Origin of the sequence: Micromonospora coerulea, from assembly GCF_016598485.1 — a bacterium.
Classification (GTDB): domain Bacteria; phylum Actinomycetota; class Actinomycetes; order Mycobacteriales; family Micromonosporaceae; genus Micromonospora; species Micromonospora coerulea.
This window is the reverse complement of sequence record NZ_JAEMUW010000004.1, coordinates 89,683-114,172: the sequence shown is the minus strand read 5'-3', so window position 1 is coordinate 114,172 and position 24,490 is coordinate 89,683. Positions and strand designations below refer to the sequence as shown.

Annotated in this window: 18 protein-coding genes and 1 riboswitch; of the genes, 9 read left to right on the top strand and 9 right to left on the bottom strand. The window is 75.9% G+C overall.

The window, feature by feature from the left end; genetic code table 11:
• Positions 1 to 67 precede the first annotated feature (67 nt).
• The 5 genes from I8N68_RS07130 (at position 68) to I8N68_RS07110 (ending at position 10,873) form a co-directional block, all read left to right on the top strand.
• Positions 68 to 4,792, top strand: a complete 4,725-nt coding sequence (locus I8N68_RS07130; protein ID WP_372433683.1) for an Lhr family helicase — start codon at positions 68 to 70, stop codon at positions 4,790 to 4,792.
• A gap of 105 nt (positions 4,793 to 4,897) precedes the next feature.
• Positions 4,898 to 5,728, top strand: a complete 831-nt coding sequence (locus tag I8N68_RS07125; RefSeq protein ID WP_200209054.1) for an SAM hydrolase/SAM-dependent halogenase family protein — start codon at positions 4,898 to 4,900, stop codon at positions 5,726 to 5,728.
• A 26-nt stretch (positions 5,729 to 5,754) separates the two neighbouring features.
• A complete protein-coding gene (locus I8N68_RS07120) occupies positions 5,755 to 6,015 on the top strand; it encodes a CPCC family cysteine-rich protein (protein ID WP_307812667.1) in 261 nt (86 codons plus the stop codon).
• Between the two features lie 226 nt (positions 6,016 to 6,241).
• Complete coding sequence (locus I8N68_RS07115) at positions 6,242 to 7,102, top strand: zinc finger domain-containing protein (RefSeq protein WP_200209052.1); 861 nt, start codon at positions 6,242 to 6,244, stop codon at positions 7,100 to 7,102.
• Positions 7,103 to 7,267: 165 nt separating this feature from the next.
• On the top strand, positions 7,268 to 10,873 hold the full coding sequence (locus I8N68_RS07110; protein ID WP_200209051.1) for a multicopper oxidase domain-containing protein: 3,606 nt from the start codon (positions 7,268 to 7,270) through the stop codon (positions 10,871 to 10,873).
• A gap of 13 nt (positions 10,874 to 10,886) precedes the next feature.
• Here the strand turns inward: I8N68_RS07110 and pspM are convergent, their stop codons facing one another.
• From pspM to I8N68_RS07075, 7 genes are all read right to left on the bottom strand, one after another.
• The gene (gene pspM / locus I8N68_RS07105) at positions 10,887 to 11,666 is read right to left on the bottom strand and encodes a phage shock envelope stress response protein PspM (RefSeq protein WP_200209050.1); all 780 of its coding nucleotides are present in this window, start codon (positions 11,664 to 11,666) and stop codon (positions 10,887 to 10,889) included.
• Positions 11,667 to 11,688: 22 nt separating this feature from the next.
• Complete coding sequence (locus tag I8N68_RS07100; RefSeq protein WP_200209049.1) at positions 11,689 to 12,561, bottom strand: PspA/IM30 family protein; 873 nt, start codon at positions 12,559 to 12,561, stop codon at positions 11,689 to 11,691.
• Between the two features lie 188 nt (positions 12,562 to 12,749).
• Positions 12,750 to 13,190 (bottom strand): helix-turn-helix domain-containing protein, encoded by a 441-nt coding sequence (locus I8N68_RS07095; RefSeq protein WP_200209048.1) that lies wholly within the window; start codon positions 13,188 to 13,190, stop codon positions 12,750 to 12,752.
• Between the two features lie 240 nt (positions 13,191 to 13,430).
• Positions 13,431 to 13,985: a CinA family protein gene (locus I8N68_RS07090; protein ID WP_200209047.1), complete on the bottom strand. Its 555-nt coding sequence runs from the start codon at positions 13,983 to 13,985 to the stop codon at positions 13,431 to 13,433.
• Positions 13,986 to 14,104: 119 nt separating this feature from the next.
• The gene (pgsA, locus tag I8N68_RS07085; protein ID WP_200209046.1) at positions 14,105 to 14,686 is read right to left on the bottom strand and encodes a CDP-diacylglycerol--glycerol-3-phosphate 3-phosphatidyltransferase; all 582 of its coding nucleotides are present in this window, start codon (positions 14,684 to 14,686) and stop codon (positions 14,105 to 14,107) included.
• Between the two features lie 77 nt (positions 14,687 to 14,763).
• Positions 14,764 to 16,317: a 30S ribosomal protein S12 methylthiotransferase RimO gene (gene rimO, locus I8N68_RS07080; RefSeq protein WP_234038933.1), complete on the bottom strand. Its 1,554-nt coding sequence runs from the start codon at positions 16,315 to 16,317 to the stop codon at positions 14,764 to 14,766.
• A 78-nt stretch (positions 16,318 to 16,395) separates the two neighbouring features.
• Positions 16,396 to 17,319: an ornithine cyclodeaminase family protein gene (locus I8N68_RS07075; protein ID WP_200209297.1), complete on the bottom strand. Its 924-nt coding sequence runs from the start codon at positions 17,317 to 17,319 to the stop codon at positions 16,396 to 16,398.
• 122 nt (positions 17,320 to 17,441) lie between these two features.
• Positions 17,442 to 17,502: riboswitch (guanidine-III (ykkC-III) riboswitch) on the top strand.
• Positions 17,503 to 17,556: 54 nt separating this feature from the next.
• On the opposite strand from I8N68_RS07075, the gene I8N68_RS07070 reads away from it, so the two are divergent.
• Complete coding sequence (locus tag I8N68_RS07070; protein ID WP_200209045.1) at positions 17,557 to 17,871, top strand: DMT family transporter; 315 nt, start codon at positions 17,557 to 17,559, stop codon at positions 17,869 to 17,871.
• A gap of 110 nt (positions 17,872 to 17,981) precedes the next feature.
• Positions 17,982 to 18,227 carry a hypothetical protein gene (locus tag I8N68_RS07065; RefSeq protein ID WP_200209044.1) on the top strand — a complete coding sequence of 82 codons (246 nt, stop codon included), beginning with the start codon at positions 17,982 to 17,984 and terminating at the stop codon, positions 18,225 to 18,227.
• 72 nt (positions 18,228 to 18,299) lie between these two features.
• Here I8N68_RS07065 and I8N68_RS07060 read toward each other — a convergent pair whose 3' ends face one another.
• Positions 18,300 to 20,756: an FtsK/SpoIIIE family DNA translocase gene (locus I8N68_RS07060; RefSeq protein WP_200209043.1), complete on the bottom strand. Its 2,457-nt coding sequence runs from the start codon at positions 20,754 to 20,756 to the stop codon at positions 18,300 to 18,302.
• Positions 20,757 to 20,869: 113 nt separating this feature from the next.
• Between I8N68_RS07060 and I8N68_RS07055 the strand changes: the two genes are divergently transcribed.
• Complete coding sequence (locus I8N68_RS07055) at positions 20,870 to 21,349, top strand: type III secretion system chaperone family protein (protein WP_200209042.1); 480 nt, start codon at positions 20,870 to 20,872, stop codon at positions 21,347 to 21,349.
• Positions 21,346 to 23,031: a type III secretion system chaperone family protein gene (locus I8N68_RS07050; protein ID WP_200209041.1), complete on the top strand. Its 1,686-nt coding sequence runs from the start codon at positions 21,346 to 21,348 to the stop codon at positions 23,029 to 23,031. The genes I8N68_RS07055 and I8N68_RS07050 overlap by 4 nt, the downstream gene beginning before the upstream one ends.
• A 52-nt stretch (positions 23,032 to 23,083) precedes the next feature.
• On the opposite strand, the gene I8N68_RS07045 is transcribed toward I8N68_RS07050, so the two are convergent.
• Positions 23,084 to 24,328 (bottom strand): S1 family peptidase, encoded by a 1,245-nt coding sequence (locus tag I8N68_RS07045; protein WP_200209040.1) that lies wholly within the window; start codon positions 24,326 to 24,328, stop codon positions 23,084 to 23,086.
• Positions 24,329 to 24,490 lie beyond the last annotated feature (162 nt).

Here is a 24,490-nt window from a genome sequence, read left to right as displayed (position 1 = left end):
CCGGACCCGGACAGAACCCCGCCTTGGCAGGAGCTGGATGTCGTACCGGCGGGGCAGGATGGGAGGCGTGGCGAACGAGGTGGCCGGCGGGCACGCGGCGGTGCTGGCGAATTTCGGCGCGGCGACCCGGGAGTGGTTCGCCGCGGCCTTCGCCGCACCCACCGCCGCCCAGGCCGGCGCCTGGCGTTCGGTGGCCGCCGGGCGCAACGCCCTGGTCGTCGCCCCCACCGGCTCCGGCAAGACCCTCGCCGCCTTCCTGTGGTCGCTGGACCGGCTCGCCAAGGAGCCGCGACCCGAGCAGGCGCGGCAGCGCTGCCGGGTGCTCTACGTCAGCCCGCTCAAGGCGCTCGCCGTCGACGTGGAACGCAACCTGCGCGCCCCGCTCGCCGGCATCCGGCAGGCCGCCACCCGACTCGGCGTCGCCCCGCCGGACATCACCGTCGGGATGCGCACCGGCGACACCCCGGCCGACGAGCGCCGCGCCTTCGCCCGCACCCCGCCGGACATCCTCATCACCACCCCCGAGTCACTCTTCCTGCTGCTCACCTCCGCGGCCCGCGACTCGCTGCGCGGAATCGAGACGGTGATCGTCGACGAGGTGCACGCGGTGGCCGGGACGAAGCGCGGCGCCCACCTGGCCCTGTCCCTGGAACGCCTCGACGAGCTGCTGGAGACCCCCGCGCAGCGGATCGGCCTCTCCGCCACCGTCCGGCCGATCGACGTCTGCGCCCGCTTCCTCGGCGGGGCCCGCCCGGTCGACGTGGTGCAGCCGCGCAGCAGCAAGACCATCGAGGTCAGCGTCCAGGTCCCGGTGGAGGACATGACCCGCCTCGACGAGCAGGAGCAGCCGGCCGACGACCTGGGCGGCCCGCGCCGGGCGTCGATCTGGCCGGCCGTCGAGGAACGGGTCTTCGCGCTGATCCGCTCGCACCGGTCCACCATCGTCTTCACCAACTCCCGGCGCAGCGCCGAGCGGCTCTGCGCCCGGCTCAACGAGCTGGCCGCCGCGGAGCTGGAGGCGGCGGGGAGCGCGGTCGCGGGCGGCCCGGACGGCAGCCGCACCGCCCACGGCGGCGGGCCGGTGGGCGTACCGGACGGATCGGCGGGCGACGGCGGCCCGGCGGCCGGCGACGGCGACCCGGCGGCCGGACCGGCCCGCGGGCGGCGCGACGCCTGGGAAGGACCGGCCGGGCCGATGCGGGCGCCGCGGCAGCCCGCCGAGGTGATGGCGCAGTCCGGCGCCGCCGCCGGGGCGGCCCCGGTGATCGCCCGGGCCCACCACGGCAGCGTCTCCCGGGAGGAACGCAAGCACATCGAGGAGGCGCTCAAGTCCGGCCAGCTGCCCGCCGTGGTGGCCACCTCCAGCCTGGAGCTTGGCATCGACATGGGCGCGGTCGACCTGGTGGTGCAGATCGAGGCGCCGCCGAGCGTCGCCGCCGGCCTGCAACGGGTCGGCCGGGCCGGGCACCAGGTCGGTGCGGTCTCCCGGGGCGTGGTCTTCCCCAAGCACCGCGGCGACCTGCTCTCCTGCACGGTGGTCGCCGAGCGGATGGCCGAGGGCGCGATCGAGGAGCTGCACTACCCGCGCAACCCCCTCGACGTGCTGGCCCAGCAGATCGTCGCGATGGTGGCGCTCGAGCCGTGGCGCCTCGGCGACCTGGCCGTGCTGGTCCGCCGGGCGGCGCCCTTCGCCGAGCTGCCCGACTCCGCCCTGCATGCGGTGCTGGACATGCTCTCCGGGCGGTACCCGTCGACCGCCTTCGCCGAGCTGCGCCCCCGGCTGGTCTGGGACCGCGCCACCGACGTGCTCACCGGCCGGCCCGGCGCGCAGCGGCTCGCTGTCACCAGCGGCGGCACCATCCCCGACCGGGGACTCTTCGGGGTCTTCCTGGCGGGGGCGGAACGCGCCGCCCGGGTCGGCGAGCTGGACGAGGAGATGGTCTACGAGTCGCGGGTCGGCGACGTCTTCCTGCTCGGCTCCTCCTCCTGGCGGATCGAGGAGATCACCCCCGACCGGGTTCTGGTCTCCCCCGCCCCCGGCCAGGCCGCCCGGATGCCGTTCTGGAAGGGCGACCAGCTCGGCCGCCCGGTCGAGCTGGGCCGGGCCATCGGCGCCCGGGTTCGCGCCCTGCTCCGGCAGGACGACGAGACGGCCGTCGCCGCGCTGCGCGCCGGGGGGCTGGACGAGTGGGCAGCCGGCAACCTGATGGCGTACCTGCGCGAGCAGCGGGAGGCCACCCGCTCCCTGCCGGACGACCGGACGGTGGTGGTCGAGCGGTTCCGCGACGAGCTGGGCGACTGGCGGCTGGCCGTGCACTCGGTGCTCGGCGCCCGGGTCAACGGGCCGTGGGCCCTGGCCATCGGCCGCCGGCTCGCCGAGCGGTACGGGGTCGACGCCCAGGTGATGCCCTCCGACGACGGCATCGTGGTCCGGCTCCCGGACACCGCCGACGAGCCGCCCGGCGCCGACGTGGTGGTCTTCGAGCCCGACGAGATCGCCCAACTCGTCGAGGAGTCCGTCGGCACCTCCGCGCTGTTCGCCGCCCGGTTCCGCGAGTGCGCCGCCCGGGCCCTGCTGCTGCCCCGCCGCGACCCCCGCCGGCGGCAGCCGCTGTGGCAGCAGCGCCAGCGCGCCGCCCAACTGCTCGACGTCGCCCGCGAGTACGCCGACTTCCCGGTCACCCTGGAGGCCGCCCGGGAGTGCCTTCAGGACGTCTTCGACCAGCCGGCCCTGGCCGAGCTGATGCGCGACCTGGCCGCCCGCAAGGTACGCCTGGTCGAGGTGACGTCCGAGCGGCCCTCCCCGTTCGCCCGCTCGCTGCTCTTCGGCTACGTCGGCGCGTTCCTCTACGAGGGAGACGCCCCGCTCGCCGAGCGGCGGGCCGCCGCCCTCGCCCTGGACTCCGCGCTGCTCGGTGAGCTGCTGGGCCGGGTCGACCTGCGCGAGCTGCTCGACCCGACGGTGCTCGCCGAGACCGAGCGTCAGCTGCGCTGGCGCACCGAGCAGCGCCGCCCCCGGGACGCCGAGGACGTGGTCGAGCTGCTCCGCGTCGTCGGCGACCTGAGCGAGGCGGAGCTGGCCGAGCGGGGCGCGCCGGTGGCCTGGCTGACCGAGCTGGAGTCCGCCCGCCGGGTGCTGCGGGTCCGGATCGCCGGCGAGGAGCGCTGGGTCGGCGTGGAGGACGCCGCCCGGCTGCGGGACGCGCTCGGGGTGGCGCTGCCGGTCGGGGTGGCCGAGGCGTACCTCGCGCCGGTGGCCGACCCGCTCGGCGATCTGGTGGCCCGGTACGCCCGCACCCACGGCCCGTTCGCCGCCGCGACCTGCGCGGCCCGGTTCGGGCTGGGCGTCTTCGTGGTGGAGCAGGTGCTGCGCCGGCTCGCCGCCACCGGGCGGGTGGTCTCCGGGGAGTTCGCCCCGGACAGCGTCGGCACCCAGTGGTGCGACGCGGAGGTGCTGCGGCTGCTGCGCCGCCGTTCCCTGGCCGCACTGCGCCGCGAGATCGAGCCGGTGCCGCCCCGGGCCCTGGCCGCGTTCCTGCCCCGCTGGCAGCAGGTCGGCTCGTCGGCCCGGGGCGTGGAGGCGCTCGCCGCCGCCCTGGAGCAGGTGCAGGGCGTGGCGGTGCCCGCCTCCGCGCTGGAACGCCTCGTGCTGCCCGCCCGGGTCGCCGACTACTCCCCCGCGCAGCTCGACGAGCTCTGCGCCAGCGGCGAGCTGGTCTGGGCCGGGTCCGGGGCGATCTCCGGCGGCGACGGCTGGGTCACCCTGGCGTACGCGGACGCCGCGCCGCTGCTGCTGCCCCCGCCGGATGCGGCGTTGACCCTGACGCCGCCGCAGGAGGCGGTGCTCGACGCGCTCGGCGAGGGGCAGGCGCTCTTCTTCCGTTCGCTGTCGGACCGGGTCGGCTCGACCGACGACGCGGCGCTCACCGCCGCGCTCTGGGACCTGGTCTGGGCCGGGCACCTCACCAACGACACCCTCGCCCCGCTGCGGGCGGTGCTCGGCGGTGGCGGGGCGCACCGGTCCCGGCCCGGCGCGCCCCGGACCCGCTACCGCCGGCCCGGCCGGATGGCGCTGCCCAGTCGCGGCGGCCCACCGACGGTGGCCGGCCGCTGGTCCCGGCTGCCCGAACGGGACCTCGACCCGACCCGCCGGGCCGCCGCCCTCGCCGACCTGCTGCTCGAACGGCACGGCGTGGTCACCCGCGGCGCGGTCATTGCCGAGCAGGTGGTCGGCGGCTTCGCCGCGGTCTACCCGGTGCTGTCCGCGCTGGAGGAACGCGGGGCGGCCCGTCGGGGCTACTTCGTCGAGGGGCTGGGCGCCGCCCAGTTCGCCGTGCCCGGGGCGGTGGACCGGATCCGCGCCCTGGCCGACCCGACCGACGGCGGCCGGGGCCGGGGCGGGCCCACCCTCGTGCTCGCCGCCACCGACCCGGCCAACCCGTACGGCGCGGCGCTGCCCTGGCCGGAACGGGTGGTCGACTCGGGTGACGGGGCGGTCCCGGCCAGCGGGCACCGGGCCGGGCGGAAGGCCGGCGCGCTGGTCGTGCTGGTCGGCGGTGACCTGGCGCTGTACGTGGAGCGGGGCGGGCGGACCATCCTCTCCTTCACCGACGACACCGACGCGCTCGCCGCGGCGGGCAAGGCGCTCGCCGACGCGGTGCACTCCGGGGCGCTCGGGGCGATGTCGGTGGAACGCGCCGACGGGGAGGCGGTGCACTCGTCGCCGCTGCGCGACGCGCTGACCGCCGCCGGCTTCCGGGCCACCCCGCGCGGCCTGCGCCTGCGCGGCTGAGCGGCTGCGCGCCTGAGCCGACCGGGCGCCGGAAACGGCGCGGTCGGAGCGGCGCGCGCTGAATAGGGTGTGGCCGGCCCGACCGCGACGACGAGGACAGGTGGGATGGCCAGCATCGCAGCACGACCCGCGCAGCCGCGCGACCACGACGCCGTGACCGGCCCGTGGATCTCGCTGACCACCGACTACGGCCTCGCCGACGGGTTCGTGGCGGCGTGCCACGGGGTGCTGGCCCGGCTCGCCCCCGCCGCCCGGGTGATCGACGTGACGCACCTGATCCCCCCGGCGGATGTGCGCCGGGGCGCGGCGGTGCTCGCCCAGACCGTGCCGTACCTGCCGGTCGGGGTGCACGTGGCGGTGGTCGACCCGGGCGTGGGGAGCGCCCGCCGGGGCGTGGGGCTGGCCACCCCGGGCGGGTTCCTGGTCGGCCCGGACAACGGGCTGCTGCCGGCCGCCGCCGAGGCCCTCGGCGGGATCACCGCGGCGGTCGAGCTGACCAACCCGGAGTGGCTGGCGCCGCAGGTCTCCCGGACGTTCCACGGCCGGGACGTCTTCGCTCCGGTCGCCGCCCGGCTGGCGCTGGGCGCTCCGCTGGCCGGGGCCGGCCCGGCGGTGGACCCGGACACGCTGGTCCGGTTGCCGGTGCCGGTCCTCCGGCGCACCGCCGAGGGGTTCGCCGCCGAGGTGCTCACCGTGGACCACTTCGGCAACGTCCAGCTCGCCGCCCCGGCCGAGCTGCTGAACGGGCTGCCGACGCGGGTCCGGGTGGCCGGGCGGGCGGCGGTGCGCGGGCGTACCTTCGCCGACGTGCCGGCGGGCGACCTGGTCGCGTACGCCGACTCGGCGGGGCTGGTGGCGGTGGCGGTGCACGCCGGGCGCGCGGTGGACCTGCTCGGCGTACGCCCCGGGGACGTGCTGCCGGTGACCGGCGGCTGAGATCATGACTCCCCGGCCGGCGTGGAGTGTGGAATGCTGCTCCGGTGGGTGAGTACTGGAGTCCCGTTCGCTGTCCGTGTTGCGCGTCCCGGACGGGCGGAGGCACCTGCCCGGTCTGTTTCTGGACCGACGACGGTCAGTCCGACGAGGACGCCGACGCGGTGCGCGGCGGTCCCAACGGTGACCTGAGCCTGACCCACGCCCGGCTGAACTTCGCCGTCTACGGCGCCAGCCACCCGCGCTACCAGGACATGGTCCGCGCCGCCCGCCCCGACGAACGACCCTGACCGCCCGCCGGCCGTACTGCCCGCTGGCCAGCCGATCCCACCAGTTGCTGGTGCGGTACGGTCCGGCGATGGCTTGCCCGCCGGCGGAGCACTGGATCGGCACGCTGGCGTACCGGGCGGCGAGGCCGCGGGCGGCGTAGGCGAGGCCGCGGGCGGCGTACGGGTCGACGCGACGGTCGCGGTGAGCAGGACGGTCCGGTCGGTCGCGCCGAGGGACAATGGGCAGGTGCCCGAAGGTGACACCGTCTGGAACACGGCCCGCGTGCTGCAGCGCGCGCTTGCCGGGGCCCGGCTCACCGGCTCGGACTTCCGGGTGCCGCAGCTCGCCGCCACCGACCTGACCGGCTGGACCGTCCGCGAGTCGGCCAGCCGCGGCAAGCACCTGCTGCTGCGGCTCACCGCCCCGGCCGGCACGCCCGCCGACGGGTCCGACGGCACGCCCGGCACCCCGCGCTCCGGCGGCCCGGGCGGCGGGCGGGACTGGACGCTGCACTCGCACCTGCGGATGGACGGCGCCTGGCGGGCGTACGCGCCCGGCGAGCGGTGGGCCGCCCGTCCGGCGCACCTGATCCGGGTGGTGCTCCGCGCGACGGGCGCGGTCGCGGTCGGCTACCACCTGCACGAGCTGGCGCTGATCCCGACCGCCGAGGAGGAGTCGCTGGTCGGCCACCTCGGGCCGGACCTGCTCGGCCCGGACTGGGACCCGGCCGAGGCGGTCCGCCGGCTGGCCGTGCACCCCGACGCGACCATCGGCGAGGCGCTGCTCGACCAGCGCAACCTGGCCGGGGTGGGCAACCTCTACAAGTGCGAGGTGCTCTTCCTGCGCGGGGTCTCGCCGTGGACGCCGGTCGGCGCGGTGCCGGACCTGGCCGGCACCGTCACCCTGGCCCAGCGGCTGCTGGCGGCCAACCGGGGGCGCTGGACGCAGAGCACCACCGGTTCGCTGCACCGGGGTCAGACCAGCTACGTGTACGGCCGGCGGGCGCAGCCCTGCCGTCGCTGCGGCACCGCGATCCGCAAGGAGGAGCTGGGCGAGCGGGTCACCTACTGGTGCCCGGTCTGCCAGCCGGAACGCCCCGCGCCGTAGAACTTCCACGAACCGGTCAAGATCGCCCGAGATACGGACGATTGGGTAGTTCCCTCCGTCGACGTACGCGTCGCATGCTGCGGTGGAGTGCTCACCGATCGTCAGCAGCGCGGATGCCCGTCACGCCGGAGTGCGGCCGCCGCGTCGGAGTTCGGGGGGAGAACCATGGCCCTGTTCCGCAGACTGCGACCGCGCTGGGCGGACCGCGCCCTCCGCACCGGCGAGGACCACGCCCCGACCGTGCCCGCGACCCGGGCCGGCGAACCGGCCGATCCCACGCCGGCCAGCCTCGATCCGGCCGCCGTGCCGCGCTGCTTCGGTCCGGTGCCGAACGTCGCCGGCAGCCCGCTACCGGTGGTGGACCGGCACGGGCGGCCGGTGCCCGGCACCGGCATCCGCAAGTTCGTCGACGCGCTGCCGCTGCCCGGGCCGCTCGGGCGCAACGGCCTGGGCGCACACCTGCCGGTCGCGGTGCCGGACACCATCACCTGGCCCGGCTGCGACTACTACGAGATCGGGTTGCAGGAGTACACCCAGCGGCTGCATCGGGACCTGCCGGCCACCCGGTTGCGCGGCTACCGCCAGCTCAACCTGGGCACCGACCCGTCCGGGCACAACACCGTCGTCCCGCCGGACCGGCCCTGGCACCTCGGCCCGCTGATCATGGCCCGGCACGGGCGGCCGGTCCGGATCAAGTTCATCAACCAGTTGCCCACCGGCCGGGCCGGGGAGCTCTTCCTGCCGGTCGACGAGACCGTCGACGGCGCCGGGGTGGGGCCGTTGGACGGGCCGGCGCCGTACCCGCAGAACCGGGCGACGCCGCACCTGGCCGGCGCGCAGACCGGCTGGATCAGCGCCGGCAACCCGTGGCGGTGGGTCACCCCGGCGGGCGAGATCACCCCGTACCCGACCGGGGTCGGAACGACGCCGGTGCCGGACATGCCGCCGCCGGGCGCCGGCGCCAGCACCCTCTACTTCCCGAACGAGCAGAGCGGCCGGCTGATGTGGCTGCACGACAACAGCGTCGGCCTGTCCCGCCTCACCGTCTACGCCGGGCAGCTCGCGCTCTGCCTGCTCACCGACCCGGCGGAGGAGCGGCTCGTCGCCGACGGCGTGCTCCCAGCCGACCAACTGCCCCTGGTGATCCAGGACAAGACCTTCGTGCCGGACGACGACCAGCTCGCCGCGCAGGACCCCACCTGGGACCGGGACCGCTGGGGCGCCAAGGGCAACCTCTGGCACCCGCACGTCTACCAACCCCGGCAGAACCCCTACCGGGCGGACGGGCGGAACCCGACCGGCCGCTGGGACTACGGGCCGTGGGCCCACGATCCGGACGGCGGCGGCAGCCCGTGGGTCGCCCCGGTGCCGAACCCGCACCACGACCCGGTCGCCGAGCCGGACGAGCCGCCGCTGACCCCGGGGGTGCCGCACCCGTCGGCCGTTCCCGACGCGTACGGGGACACCCCGCTGGTCAACGGGGCGGCCTACCCGTACCTGACCGTGCAGCCGCGGGTCTACCGGTTCCGCATCCTCAACGCCTGCGCGGACCGTGGCCTCAACCTCCAGCTCTACCGGGCCCGCTCGGACGGACCGATGTGGCCGGACGACGGCCCGCCCGACCCGGACGCCGGGGAGGTGCCGATGGTCGAGGCGGTCCGGGCACCGGACCGGCCGGCGGGCTGGCCGACCGACGGGCGGGACGGCGGGGTCCCGGACCCGGACGCGGCGGGGCCGGACCTGATCCAGATCGGCAACGAGGGCGGCCTGTTGCCCGCCCCGGTGGTGCTGCCGAACCGGCCGGTGAGCTTCCGGTACGACCGGCAGGATTCGACCGTGCTCAACGTGGATGGGCACACCCTGCTGCTCGCCCCCGGCGAACGGGCCGACGTGGTGGTGGACTTCTCCACCGTCCCCCCGGGCAGCACGCTGATCCTCTACAACGACTGCCCCGCCCCGCTGCCCCGCTTCGACCCCCGGTACGACCACCGCACCGGCGGCCCGGACCGCACCGCTGCCGGCGGCCTGCCGCCCACCCGGCCCGGGTACGGCCCGAACACCCGGACGCTGCTCCAGATCCGGGTGGCCGGTGACCCGGCTCCCCGGTACGACCTCGCCCGGCTCGCCGAGCGCCTGCCCGGCGCGTACGCGGCCAGTCAGCGTCCGCCGATCGTGCCGCAGCCGGCGTACGATCCGGCGTTCGGCACCCGGACGCCCCGCGAGACGCTGGTGCCGGCGCGCGCCACCTCGGTCAGCTTCACCCCACCGGGCGCCGCCGCCCCGGTCACGCTGCCGCTGGCCGTGAAGGCGGTCGGGCAGGTCTTCGAGCCGCGGCACGGCCGCGCGGTGGGCCGGCTCGGCGTCGGCCACCCGCAGGCCGGCCCGCTCGCCCCGGCCACCCTGCCGCTGGGTCCCACCGACCCGGCGACTGAGGTGCTCTTCGCCGCCGACCCGACCGTGCCGGTGGGCGCCCGGGTCGACGGCACCCAGCTCTGGCGGATCGTCGGCGCCGCCCCGCAGACCCATCCGGTGCACGTCGAGGGCTGCGACGTGCAACTGGTCAACCGGGTCGGCTGGGACGGTACGGTCCGCCCGCCGGACGCCAACGAGCTGGGCTGGAAGGAGACCGTCCGGGTCAACCCCCGGGAGGACGTGATCGTGGCGCTGCGCCCGGTGCCGCCCACCCTGCCGTTCAAGCTCGGCGACAGCGTACGGCTGCTCGACCCGACCCGGCCGGCCGGCGCCCGGCTCGACGCCTCCCCGGTCAGCCCGCTCGACGGGCGGCCCGCCACGGTGGTGAACCAACTGGTCAACCTCGGTTGGGAGTACCGCTGGCAGACCCGGGCGGCCGGCCTGCGGGACCAGGGCATGAGCCGCCCGCTGGTGCTGCGGGTCGCCCCCAAGGCGCCGACCGGGCTGACCGCCACCCCGGCGCCCGGTTCGGCGACCGCGCTGCCGGCGATCGCGCTGGCCTGGACCGGCAACGGCAGCCGCCCGCCGGCCACCAGTCACCTGTTGCAGCGGGCGACCGACGTCACCTTCACCGCCGGGCTCACGGAGCTCACCGTGGCGGCCGCCGCCACCCGGTACACCGACGCCACGGTCACCCCGGGGGTGACCTACCACTACCGGATCCGGGCGGAGAACGCGGTGAGCTGCTCGGCCTGGTCGAACAGCGTCCCGGCGGCGGTGCAGCTCACCGCCCCGACGAAGGTGACCGCGGCGGTCCCGCCGGCCGCGCCGCTGCGGGTGGCGCTGCGCTGGGCCAACCGCTCGTTCGCCACCGGGGTGGACGTGCAGCGGGCGACCAACCCGACCTTCACCAGTTGGCCGGGCACCACCGCGATCGCGGTCGGCGACAGCCACGTCGACCCGGCCGTCGCCCCGGACACCACGTACTACTACCGGGTCCGCACCACCTACCTGGGCGCGGCGTCGCCCTGGTCGACCGTCGCGACGGTGAGCACCCCGCCCCGGCCGGGGACACCGGGCGCGGTGACCGTCACCGCCACCGCGCCCAGCCCGGACACCGCGACGGTGATCCTGAGCTGGTCGGCCAGCACCCCGACCGGGGCGGGTTCGGGCTTCGTGGTGCAGCGGGCGCTCGACCCGGCGTTCGCCCGGGAGCCGGCCACCTTCACGGTCGGCGGGCGGGGCTTCACCAACACCGGGCTGGCCCGCGGCGTCACCTACCACTACCGGATCCGGTCGTTCAACGTGGTGGGCACCTCCCCGTGGACCGGCCCCATCGCCGTCACCACGCCGGCCTGAACCGGCGCAGGGCTCAGGGGGTGCGCAGCGGCGTGCCGACGGTGCGCAGCTCGGCGAGGGCCGCAGCCACCCCGTGCAGCAGGTCGGTGGCCTCGGTCAGCCGTCCGGCGGCGGGATGTTCGGTGGTCGGCCGGGCGTCCTCGGCGACGTAGCCGGCCGCCGCGACCACCAGCCGCTCGTAGGCGGACACCCCGGCGTCGAGTTGGGCGACCAGGGTGCCGTGCGCCTCGGCCAACGACGCCCGGGCCTCGGTCGGGGCGAGCCGCAGCGCGCGTTCCACGCTGGCCACCCGGTCGGCCAGGTCGCGCAGGGACCGGTCGGCGGCGGCGGCCTCCCGGACCGCCGGCTCGGCCAGCCCGGTCAGCCGGCCGGCCATCCCGGCCAGGGTCAGCGCCGCCCGGTCCAGCCGGGCCCAGGCCTCGGCGGCCGTGGTGCCGCGCAGCGCCAGCCGGGAGCGCACCCGGCGCACCTCGGCCAGCACGCCGGGGCCGACGGGCAGCCGCTCGACGGCGGCGACCAGCCGGGCCCGGGAGCGGGCGGCGGCCTCGGCCGGGTCGAGCGCCGGGGGCACCGGCGCGGCGGCGAGCGCCCGCAGGTCGACCCAGCGCCAGGCGGCGACCGCGATGGCGCTGCCCGCGGCGCCGGCCCAGGCCGCGTCGGGCAGGCCGAGCCCGGCGTACGGGGTCAGCACGGCCGCGGCCCCACCGAGCCCTCCGGCCAGCACGCTCCACCGTCGGGCGGCACCCCGCAACCGGCGCAGCCGGCGGAAGTGTCGCGCTCGCTCGTCTGCCATCCCCGCCTCCTCGCCCCGCCGGTCAGCTCCCGGCGGTGCTGTCCCCGGTGCCGCGTTCCCGGCTCATGTTGGCCCGGATCTCGTCGAGCCGGGCGGCGGCCGCCGGGTCGGTGGCCGGCCCGCTCTCGCCGCCCTGCGCCACCGCCGGCCGCTCCTGCCGGCCGGTGAGCTGCTCGCCGGCCATGCTCGACCGGATCTGCTCCAGTCTGGCCGACCCGGCCGAGTCGAGGCTGGCCTTCTGGATCTCCAGCATCCGGCCCTCGACCGAGTTGCCGGCCAGCTCGGCCCGGCCCATCGCGGTGGCGTACCGGCGCTCGATCCGGTCCCGGACCTCGTTCAGCGACGGCGTGCTGGCGGGCGCGGTGAGCGAGGACATCGACTCCAGCGAGCGGGCCACGCTCTCCTGCATCTTGGCCTGTTCCAGCTGGCTGAGCAGCTTGGTCCGCTCGGCCAGCTTCTGCTGGAGGATCATCGAGTTGTTCTCCACCGCCTTGCGGGCCTGGCCGGCCGCGCCGAGCGCCTGGTCGTGCAGGGTCTTCAAATCCTCGGTGGCCTGCTCGGCGGAGACCAGCTGGGTGGCCAGCATCTGGGCGGACTGCTCGTACCGGCCGGCCTCGGCCTCGTCGCCCTTGGCCCGGGACTGGTCGGCGAGGACGAGGGCCTGCCGGGCGTTCGCCTGGAGCTGCTCGACCTCGGACATCTGCCGGGAGAGCTTCATCTCGAGCTGGCGCTGGTTGCCGATCACGGCGGCCGCCTGCTGCACCAGCGCCTGGTGCTGCCGCTGCGCCTCCTCGATGGCCTGCTGGATCTGCACCTTCGGGTCGGCGTGCTCGTCGATCTTCGCGCCGAAGAGCGCCATCAGGTACTTCCAACCCTTGACGAACGGGTTAGCCATCTCCGCGTTGTCCCCTCAGTAGCGTCGCTCCGCCTCGGCCGAGCCGGACGGGGCCGACCGGCGGGCCCCGCGGCGTGCCTCCATCGTCCCAGCCCGGCGCCAGCCCGGCATCCGTACGACGAGGGGACGGTCACGCAACCCTGATCAAACCCTACGCGGCGGGGGCCAGCCCGGCCATGGTGCGCCGGTCAGGCGGCGCAGACCACGTCCCGGTCCTTGGGGCGGACCCGGGTGCTGTGCAGGGTGGCCTTGAGCGGCGAATCCTGGCGGACCTGGACGGCCACCGCGCCGTCGGAGGTGACCTGGCGCACGCCCCGGTTGGTGGCCTTGCGCACGGCGGACGCCGGGACCGGGGTCGGCTCGTCGGCCACCGGGACCAGCACCCCGGGCATCTGCTCGGCCAGGGCGACGGTGTCGCTCACCTCGCGGAGCAGCTCGGACAGCCGGGCGCCGAGCGCGTCGCAGATGGCGGCCAGCAGCTCGCTGGAGGGCTCCTTCTGGCCGCGCTCGATCTCGGAGAGGTAGCCCAGGCTCACGTTGGCGGCGGAGGAGACCTCGCGCAGGGTGCGGTGCTGCCCCTGCCGGCGCGCCCGCAGTGCGTCACCGATCACGCGGCGTAGCAGGACCATCGCACCTCCCCCTGACGGGATCACCATCTCCAGCCGGCCCGGTGGGCCGCGCCGGACGCGGCGGGCCGCCCCCGGCGCCGACGTCGGCCGTCGGAGCCTTCCCGCAACCGTACCCGTTGACCCGCCCGGCGACATCCCGCCCCGCCCCTCCAGTCCCGCCGATCGGCCGCGCCGGCCCAGACGGCAGGGTCGGCGACGGCCGCGCCGTCGGGCGGGCCGGGGTCCGTGCCACCGCGGCGGTCACCGGTGACCGGCGCCCGCCGGGTCGGCGTCGCGGGTCGCGTCGGCCTGGTCGGCGTCACGAATCCGCTCGGCGAGCAGCCGCAGCGCCTCGATCACCGCCGCCGAGCGGATGTGGTCCCGGCCGCCGTCCAGGTCGAGCTGCTGGACGTCCGTGCCGATCGGGCCGGAGACGGCCACGTACACCAGGCCGACCGGCTTGCCGTCCTGCGGCTCGGGCCCGGCCACCCCGGTGGTGGCCAGCCCCCAGTCGGCCCCGCAGCGCCGGCGGCCGCCCTCGGCGAGCGCGGCCGCCACGTCCGGGTCGACCGGCCCGCGCTCGGCCAGCAACTCCGCCGGCACGCCGGCCAGCTCGGACTTCAGCTCGGTGGCGTAGACCACCAGGCCGCCCCGGTAGACGCCGCTCACCCCGGCGATCTCCACGACCGAGGCGGAGAGCAGCCCACCGGTCAGGGACTCGATGGTGGCCAGCGTCTCGTGCCGCTCGTGCAGGCTGTGCACCACGCCCGCCGCCGGACTGCCGGCCGGTTGCTCATGCTTCCGATCCGTCCCCATGCCCGCTCTCCTTCCCTGCGCACCCCGCCCTACTCATCGTCGCGGGGATTCGCTGATCATGACGCTGTCGGCGCGACCGCCACGCCGTCGACGACCATTGCTGATCACCGGGCGGGAGGTCAGCGGGTCGGGCGGCGGAGGCGGAGGGCCTGGGCGACGTAGTCGAAGCCCGTCAGCACCGTGACGATCACGGCCACGGCCATGATCCAGGGGCCGACCATGGCCAGCGCGGCGGGCATCGGCCAGAGGTACCAGGCGATGGCGAGGATCTGGAGCGCCGTCTTGGCCTTGCCGCCGCGGCTGGCGGCGATGACGCCGTGCCGGATCACCCAGAAGCGCAGCGCCGTGATGCCCAGCTCCCGGGCGAGGATCACCGCGGTCACCCACCAGGGCAGCCGGTCGTACCAGGAGAGCAGCACCAGGGCGGCGCCGGTGAGCGCCTTGTCGGCGATCGGGTCGGCGACCTTGCCGACCGAGGTGACCAGCTTGAACCGGCGGGCGATCCAGCCGTCCACCAGGTCGGTCACCGAGGCCACCGCGAAGATCAGGCAGGCGGCGATCCGCCAGCCGGCGTGGGTCATGTCCGAGACGACCACGGTCACCGCGAAGACCGGTACGAGCACCAGCCGCAGCGCGGTGAGCGCGTTCGCCGCGTTGACCACCGGCACTGGGGCCACCACCGTCGACTCCGCCCCGGTCACCGCCGCACCCCGCTCCGGCCGCCGTGGCGTACCTGGCACCACACCACGTGGCTCCCCCGCTCTGTCCGGGCCCGTCGTCACCGTGCCGCGCCGGGCGCCGCCGAGATCATCTCATCCGGCACGGCGACCAGGTCGACACCCTCGGTCGCGGTGACCGTGGCCCGGACCAGGTCGCCCGGACGCAGCGCGGCCAGGTCCACCCCGCCGCCATCCGGCGCGACCAGGGTGGTCGAGCCGTCGACCTCGGGGGCCTGGTGGGCCGCCCGACCCTCGACCACCCCGTCGGCGACGGAGTCGACCAGCACCTCGACCGGGGCACCGATCCGGTCCTCGGCCCGCTGCGAGCAGAGCTCGTCGGCGAGCGCGCTGAGCTTGTCGTACCGGCGCTTGATCGTCGCGGCGGAGACCTTGCCGGGCAGGCCGGCGGCCTCGGTGCCGTCCTCGTCGCTGTAGTCGAACATGCCGATCGCGTCGAGCCGGGCCTCGGTCAGGAACCGGACCAGCTCGTCCACGTCGGCCCGGGTCTCGCCGGGGAAGCCGACGATGAAGTTGCTCCGCGCCCCCGCCTCCGGGGCCAGCGCGCGGGCGCTGGCCAGCAGCTCCAGGAACCGGTCCGTGGAGCCGAACCGGCGCATCCGGCGCAGCACCGGCTCGCTGGAGTGCTGGAACGACAGGTCGAAGTACGGCGCCACCCCGGGCGTGGTGGCGATCGCCTCGACCAGGCCGGGCCGGGTCTCGGCGGGCTGGAGGTAGCTCACCCGCACCCGGACGATGCCGGTGACCGCGGCGAGCTGCGGCAGCAGCTTCTCCAGCGCCCGCGGGTCGCCCAGGTCCTTGCCGTACGACGTGGAGTTCTCGCTGACCAGCACCAGCTCCCGGACGCCGGACTTGGCCAGCCACTCCGCCTCGGCGAGCAGTTCGTCCGGGGTGCGCGAGACGAAGGCGCCGCGGAAGGCGGGGATGGCGCAGAACGCGCACCGCCGGTCGCAGCCGCTGGCCAGCTTGAGCGAAGCGACCGGACCGGTGTCGAGCCGGTGCCGCAGCACCTGGCGCAGGTGCGCCGGGGTGTGCTCGTCGGTCTCGGTGACGGCCCGGGTGGGGGTGCCGTGCCCGGGCAGCGAGACGGCGCTGTCCCGGCGGGAGACCGGGGTGAGCGGCAGCAGCTCGCGGCGGTCGCGCGGAGTGTGCGCGTCGATCGCCTCGCCGGCCACCACCGCGTTCAGCCGGGCCGAGATGTCCGGGTAGTCGTCGAAGCTCAGCACCGCCTGGGCCTCCGGCAGGCTGTCGGCCAGCTCCCGGCCGTACCGCTCGGCCATGCAGCCGGCGGCCACCACCTTGGCGCCGGTGTCGGCGGCGGCGAGCAGCGTCTGGATGGAATCCTGCTTGGCCTTCTCGACGAAGCCGCAGGTGTTGACGAGCACCACGTCGGCACCCTCACCGTCGGTGGTGACCTGCCAGCCGTCGGCGTGCAGCCGGGCAGCCAGCTCCTCCGAGTCGACCTCGTTACGGGCGCAGCCCAGGGTCAGCAGGGCGACGCGGCGGCCGTCGGGGGCGGACGACAGCTCCAGGTCGCGGCGCGGCGCCGGACGCGCCGAGCTGGAATTGTCGGAGGGGGAGGTGGCAGACACCATCCGAGGGTACCGGGCCGCGTCGGGGACCCCGCCAACGGCGGGCCGTCGGCATCGACCCGCTCACATTCGGGCGGCCGGTCAGCGCACGGCGGCGCCGACCCGGGCCAGCCGGTCGAGCAGGAAGACCTCCGTGCCGGCCAGGCCGGTGGAGCAGAAGACCGAGATCTGGTCGGCGCCGGTCCGGCCGGGGACCGCCCCCGCCAGCACCGCGCCCAGGTCGCGCAGCCGATCGGCGTACGGCGGCAGCGCGGCCAGCATCGGCGGGGCGTACGCCGCCGCCTGGGCCGGCGAGTCGGTGACCAGGAGGTCGGCGACGTCCAGCAGGTCGGTGCCGAACTCGTGCCGGTCCGCCTGCTTGAAGCCGACCGTGTTGACGTGGGTGCCCGGGGCGAGGTCGACGGCGTCGAGCACCGGCGTGGTGGCGGTGGTGGCGAGCACGACCACGTCGCGGTCGGCCACCGCCTCCCGGGCGGACCGCACCGCGCGCGCCGGCACGCCCAGCTCCGCCCGGACCCGGGCGGCGAACGCCTCCCGCCGGGCCGCGGCGCGGCTGTGCACGGTCACCTCCCGCAGCGGGCGCACCGCGGCGGCGGCCCAGACCTGGGTCCACGCCTGCCGGCCGGAGCCGACCACGCCGACCGTGGCCGCGTCGGGGCGGGCCAGCGCGTCCACGGCCACCCCACCCAGCCCGCCGGTCCGCCGGGAGCCGAGTTCCTCGCCGACCGCGATGGCCCGCACCGCCCCGGTCCGCCCGTCGTGCAGGACCACCAGCTGCCCGCCCTCCGGGTGTCCGAAGGTGTCGTACGACCGGAAGCCGTACCACTCGCCGGTGAGCTGGCCGGCGGTGAGCACCATCCGACCGCCGCCGAGCGGCGCGCTCGCCCGGGGCGGGGCGACCAGCCGGCCGGCGTGGGCGGCCAGCAGCGCCTCCCGCATCGCGGCGACCGTGACCGGGGCGTCCAGGGTGGCGGCGACGTCCGCGTCGGAGAAGAGCAGGGTCATGGATCTCATCCTGCAACCTGAAGTGAAGTGGAGATCCACCCCCGGGTGGGCTTCGTCACCACATCGGCCACCGGCGCTCCCGGCCGGTGCTAGCGTCGGCTCCGGTGGCTGCCGCCGACGCAGGTCCGGCCGGCCACCCCGGACGAGTCGTGGGCGTACCCGGTCAGGCCAAGACGCCCCGGACGACGACGACTCGTCCCGGCCCTGGTGGCCGGGCCGCCGCAAGAGGTGACCGCCATGGCCTGGATCGTGCTGGTGCTCTCCGGACTGCTGGAAACGGCGTGGGCGATCGCCCTGGACCGCAGCAACGGCTTCAGCCGCCCCCTGCCCACGGCCGTCTTCGCGGTCACCCTGGTGCTGAGCATGGCCGGCCTGGCGTACGCGCTGCGCGACATCCCGGTCGGCACGGGCTACGCGGTCTGGGTCGGCATCGGCGCGGTGGGCACCGCGGTGGTCGGCATGCTGGCCCTGAACGAGCCGGCCAGCCTGCCCCGGATCGCCTGCCTGGCGCTGGTGGTGGCCGGCGTGGTGGGGCTCAAGCTCTTCCACTGAGCCTTGGGCGGGCGCCCCAACCGCCCGGTATGCGGCCGGATGCGTAGCGCGAGCGCCGAATGGGTAGACCTCGGCCGACCCCATCGAAGGGCCTACCCACGGAGGACATCATGGCCGACATCCACGCCACCGCCCGCCCGCGCAGCAGCGCCGCGCGCGTCTGCACCATCCTGGGTTTCGTCTTCGCCGTCATCGCGGTCTTCTTCCTGCCGCCGTTCTTCGGCCTCGCCGGCCTGATCCTGGGCATCGTCGGCGCGGTCCTCGGCGACAAGCCGCTGGGCTGGTACGCCGCCGCCGCCAGCGTGGTCGGCGCGATCCTCGGCTTGATCATCGCCGCCGCCCTGTTCAACTCCTGACGGCCCGCGCCACGACAGGAGGCCCGCCGGATCCCGGCGGGCCTTGTCGCGTGGGCGTCCGACGGGCGGGACCTACTCCTCGCCGCCGCGCAGGCCGACCAGCACCTCTTCCAGCTCGTCCGGCTTGACCAGGACGTCCCGGGCCTTGGAGCCCTCGGACGGGCCGACCACGCCCCGGGTCTCCATCAGATCCATCAGCCGGCCCGCCTTGGCGAAGCCGACCCGCAGCTTGCGCTGGAGCATCGACGTCGAGCCGAACTGCGAGGTGACCACGAGCTCGACCGCCTGCACCAGCAGGTCCAGGTCGTCCCCGATGTCCTCGTCGATCTTCTTCTTGCTCTCCTGCGCCGGGGCGAGCACGTCCGGGCGGAACTCCGGCTCGCGCTGGTCCTTGCAGAACTTGACCACGTCGGCGATCTCGCGCTCGGTCACCCAGGCGCCCTGGATCCTTATCGGCTTCGAGGCACCCATCGGCAGGAAGAGCCCGTCGCCGCGGCCGAGCAGCTTCTCCGCGCCCGGCTGGTCGAGGATGACCCGCGAGTCGGCGAGGGAGGAGGTGGCGAAGGCCAGCCGGGACGGCACGTTCGCCTTGATCAGGCCGGTCACCACGTCGACCGAGGGGCGCTGGGTGGCGAGCACCAGGTGGATGCCGGCGGCCCGGGCGAGCTGGGTGATCCGGACGACCGAGTCCTCCACGTCGCGCGGCGCCACCATCATCAGGTCGGCCAGCTCGTCGACGATCACCAGCAGGTACGGGTACGGCCGCATCTCCCGCTCGCTGCCCGGCGGGGCCTTGATCTCGCCGTTGCGCACCTTGCGGTTGAAGTCGTCGATGTGCCGGACCCCGTTGGCGGCGAGGTCGTCGTAGCGCATGTCCATCTCGCGGACGACCCAGTCGAGCGAGTCGGCCGCCTTCTTCGCGTTGGTCACGATCGGGGTGACCAGGTGCGGGATGCCCTCGTACCCGGTCATCTCGACCCGCTTCGGGTCGATCAGCAGCAGCCGCACCTCGTCCGGGGTGGCCCGGGTCAGGATCGACACCAGCAGCGAGTTCAGGCAGGACGACTTTCCCGCGCCGGTCGCGCCGGCGATCAGGATGTGCGGCATCTTGGCCAGGTTGGCCACCACGTAGCCGCCCTCGATGTCCTTGCCGAGCGCCACCACCATCGGATGGTGGTCGCTGGTCGCGGCCCGCGAGCGCAGTACGTCGCCGAGCGCGACGTTCTCCGGGTCGGTGTTCGGGATCTCCACGCCGACCGCGCTCTTGCCCGGGATCGGGCTGAGGATCCGCACGTCCGGCGACTTCACCGCGTACGCGATGTTGCGGGAGAGCTGGGTGATCCGCTCGACCTTGACGCCGTGGCCGAGCTCGACCTCGTACCGGGTGACCGTCGGGCCCCGGGTGAAGCCGGTGACCGCGGCGTCCACGTCGAACTGGTCGAAGACGCCGGTCAGCGCGGCGATCACCTCGTCATTGGCCTTGCTGCGGGTCTTCGCGGCGGCGCCGGCGCTGAGCATGTTGGCCGGCGGCAGGGTGTAGTCGCCGGCCAGCCCGGTGAGCGCGAGCTGCTCCGCCCGGCTGGGCAGGGGCGAGTGCTCCGGCGGCTCGACCGGCTTGCGGCTGCCGGGCACCTTCGCCGGCGGCTTGCGGGGCAGCACCAGGGTGTCCTGGAGGTCGACGCCGTCAAGGTCGGCGTGCGGGTCGTCCGGGTCCAGCGGCGGGGGCAGTCGCTTGGCCGGCCGCCGGCGGGCCGGCTTCTCCGTCGCCTCGGTCCCGGCGTCGGCGGCGTCGGGCGGAGCGACCAGGGTGCCGGCGAGCAGCCCGAGCCGCTCCGGGATCTTGTTGATCGGCGTCGCGGTGACCACCAGCAGGCCGAAGACGAGCAGCAGGATCAGCAGCGGCACCGCCACCCAGGCGGTGATCGCCCTCTCCAGCAGGTCGCCGATGCCGGCACCGACCAGCCCGCCCGCGTAGTCCCGCTGCACGGAGTCGACCGGGTGCTGTCCGATGTGCAGCATCGCCGCGGTGGCGACCAGCATGGACCCCCAGCCGACCAGGCCGCGGCCCCGGTGCTCGAGGTCGGCCGGCGTGCGCATCAGCCGCCAGGCGCCGATCATCAGCAGCACCGGCACGACGATCGCGATCGCGCCGAGGAAGAGCCGGACGGTGTCGGCCAGCCGCGCGCCGACCGGCCCGGCGCCGCCGAACCAGATGGCCACCGCGGTGAGGATGGCGAAGCCGAAGAGGAGCAGGCCACCGCCGTCACGGCGGTGCTCCGGGTCCAGGTCGCGGGCCGACGCCGCCTGCCGACCGGCCGCCCGGACGGCCCAGCCCACGCCGTGCGCCAGCCCCATCCAGACCGCGCCGACCGCGCGTCCGAGATAGACGGCCGGGCCCGGTCGGGCCGCGGGCCGCCGCCGGGCCGCCGCCCGGGTGGTCTTCTTCGCCGGCTGGCGGGCACGGCTGTTCGTGGTGCCGCGCGGCGACGCGCCGCGTCGCCGGCTCGCCTGAGAGGTACGGCCCGCCATACAGTCACCGTAACGGCGTCACCCGGCAGATCGCCGCTTTTCCGGGTCGTGTCCGCGCGTCGCAGCACGGACCGCGCCGTCCGTTGTGTTATTCGCCTCAGAAGGGATGCCCGATGGCGTCGCCGGAATTCGAGGACGGTCCGGACGGCCCCCTGGCCGGACACCCGCAGGCGTTGCGACCGCTCACCGGCGAGCTGATCGCCGCCGTGCTGCTCAACCGGGGCTACACGGTCGCCGCGGACGGCGACGACGACCTGGTGGGGCGCTGGGAGGACAGCCTCATCTGGTTCTTCCGCCGGGGTGCCGCGGGCGAGCTGCTCCAGGTCCGGACCGTCACCGCGCCCCGCTTCGGCATCGAGCACGTGCCGGCGCTGTACGCCTTCTGCAACGGCTGGAACCACGACCGGCTCTGGCCGAAGGCGTTCGTGCACGTCGCCGACGACGGGCTGGCCCAGATCTGCGGCGAGGTCACCACCGACCTGGAACGCGGGGTCACACCGCACCAGCTCGACCAGTTGATCGACTGCGGCATCGTCACCGGCTGCCAGCTCGCCACGGCCGTCGGCGCCCTGCCCGGCGGGTCGGTCCGGTGACCACCTCCCGCGACCGGGGGCTGGTCGAGGCGCTCGCCGACGCCCGGGACCTGCCCGACGGCGAGGCCCGCTACGCCGAGCTGGAGCGGATCGCCGGGCAGGCCGACGCGACCGGCGACCCGGCCACCGCCCTGGCCGCCCGGTTCGCGCTGATCGAGGCGTACCTGCACCACGGCCAGCGGTGGCGGCTGCTCGAGCCGGTGCGCCGCTGCCTGACGGCGGTCGACCGGATGCCCGGCCTGCTCGACGCCCGCCCCGGCGACGCCGAGGCACTGCGCCGGCACCAGCGGCAGGCGGTGGAGGCGTTCCTGGGCACCCCCCGGGTCGGGCTGGACCAGGCCCGGTCCCTGCTGGACGACCTCGCCGCCCGGCTCGGCCCGGACGCGGAGCCGGTCGCCGAGCTGCGCTGCCGGATCGCGGACCACCTCGGTGACGAGCCGACCGCCCGCCGGGAGTACGACCGCTGGCGCGACGGTGGTTCCGGCCCGGCGCGCCCGACCCGGCGCCGCGACCCGGACCAGTCGTACGACCAGCCCGGCCCGACGCCGCGCCGCGACCCGGAGCAGACGGCCGGCGGGCCGGACCCGGCCGGCGGCTGCCCCGGCTGCGCCCCGGCCCGCCGGGCGGACCTGCTGGCGGGGTGGGGCGAGCCTGCGGCGGCCCTCGACGCGCTGCGGCCGGTGCTGGACGGCGGACTCCGGTGCACCGATCAGCCGGAGCGGGCCCTGGCGGTGGCGCTGCTGCCGTGGCTGCGCACCGGCGAGCCGGACCGGGCGGCCCGGGCGCACGTGCGGGCGTACCGGCGGCACGGGCGGGAACGGACCGCCTTCCCCCAGCTCGCCGCCCATCTGCGGTTCTGCGCCCTCGGCGGGCACCTGGACCGGGGGCTGGACATCCTCGCCGAGCAGCTGCCCCGGCTGGACCACCCCTACGACGACCTGTCCACGATGGAGTTCGCCGCCGCCGGCGCGCTGCTCTGCGCGCTGGCCGCCGAGACCGGGCGGGGCGGTCGGCGCCTCTATCGCCCCGGCCACGACGCCCGACCGGCGGCCGAGGTGGCGGTGGTGCGGCTCGGCGCGGAGCTGCTCGCGCTCGCGACCGAGCTGGCCGGCAGCTTCGACGCCCGCAACGGCACCGGGCACCAGTCCGGGCGGATCGCCTCCTGGCTGGCCGAACGGCCGGTGGCCGAGCCGGTGCCGCTGCCCGCCGACGACACACCCGACGAGTGGCCGGCCGACGAACCGACGACGCGGCCGGCCGAACCGGCCGCGGACGAGCCGGCCCCGCTGAGCCTGGCCCTGGTCACCGCCGCGTTGGACCGGCGCGGCGACGGGTACGCGACGGAACCGGACGGCACGGTGGTGGGTCGCTGGGGTGAGGCGGTGATCCAGTTTCGCCGGCTGGGCGGGCGCGGGGAGATCCTGCACGCGCGGGTGGTCGCCACCCGCCGGCTGCCCGCCGCCCGGCTCGCCGAGGCGTACGCCTTCTGCAACGCCTGGAATCACGACCGGCTGCTGCCCAAGGCGTACGTGCACGAGCCGACCGAGGGCGAGCTGCTGCTGGCCGGGGACGTCACCACCGACCTGGCGCACGGGGTGGCCCCCGCCCAGCTCGACGTGCTGATCGACGCGACGGTGGCCACCGGCGTCAGCTACGCCGCCGCCGCCACCGCCCTCCCCTGACCACCCGAGGGCGACAACCGGTAGCGGTGGACGCGGGCCGGGGTGTCGGCGGTCAGCCGGGCCACCCGGCGGACGTGTCGGCGCTGGCCACGGTCTGGAACGAGGTGCCGCCAGCGGTGGACAGCGCGGACTGGCCATTCGCGGTGACCAGGGTCAGGTTGTTGCGCTGGAGGATCTCGCCGACCGGCTGGAAGAAGGTCACCCCGCCCTGGGTGCAGTCGCCGGACCCGCCGGAGGTGACCCCCTGCGCCTGGTCGCCGGAGAGCCACGCGCCGCCGGAGTCGCCCGGCTCGGCGCAGACGTCCGTGCGGGTCAGCCCGGTGACCGTCCCCTCCGGATAGTTCACGGTGGCGTTCTTCGCCTGGATGACCCCGCACCGGGTGCCGGTGGTCGAGCCGGAGCGGCAGACCGAGGCGCCGACGGGGGCCGCCGTGGAGCCGTTCACCGGCACCGTGCCGCCGTTGAAGTCGTTCACCACGCCCTGCGGCGTCCACTCGCCGTTCACCTCGACCACCGCCCAGTCGTCGCCGGGGAACGACGAGGCGGTGAAAATGCCCTGGGCGATCCGGTTGGCGCCGGTGGTCCGGTCCCCCGGCTGGCCGCAATGCCCGGCGGTGACGAAGCCGCCGACCACCGAGAAGCCGACCGAGCAGCGGCCGGCGTTGTTGATGAAGAACGCGTCGCCGCCGCGCACGTCGAACAGCGTGCGGGGCGCCTCCGCGGCGGTCCGCACCCGCACCGACCCGGCGGACACCCCGCTGGCCTCGGCGAACCGCCGGCCGGCCGCCTCGGTGCCCGGCCGGGCCAGCACCACCACCGAGTTGGTGGCGACGTCGACGTACCAGCCGGAGACGTCCGGGCTGGCCTTGCCGCCGGCCGAGTCGAGCCGGCTCTTGACCGCGTCGAGCTCGCGGATGCTGCGGTCGACCTGCCTCGGCACCGCTCCGGCGGCCCGCACCCGCGCCGCCTGGGCCGGGTCGGCCACCGCCACGTTGAGCGTCGCTCCGTCGGCGCTGAGCCAGCTGCCGCCGTAGTCCTCGCCCAGCGCGGTCCGCAGCCGGCTGACGGTGTCCGCGGCCCGGCGCTCGGCCGTCAGGCGCTGCACCGCCTGGTCGCGGGTCAGCGAGAGGTCCCGGCTCATCGCGTCGAGCACCTCCGGCGCGACGCCGTCGGACGCCACCGGCGCCGTCCGCCGCGGCGCCGCGTTCTCGCCGGCGAACGACGGCAGGCTCACCGCTGCCGCCGCTCCCGCCGCCGCCACCAGTACGCCGATGGCTGTGACCCGTCTGCGGTCCATCCGCCACGCTCCTTCCGGCCGGCGCGGAGCACGCCTGCCGCAGCGGAGTACGGAGACGACCGCCGATCGGTTGAACGGATCGCACCGGGATCAGCGCAGCATGGTCGGGCGATGTCGGGGCGTACCCGGAAAACGACGACGCCGGCCCACCGCGGACGGTGG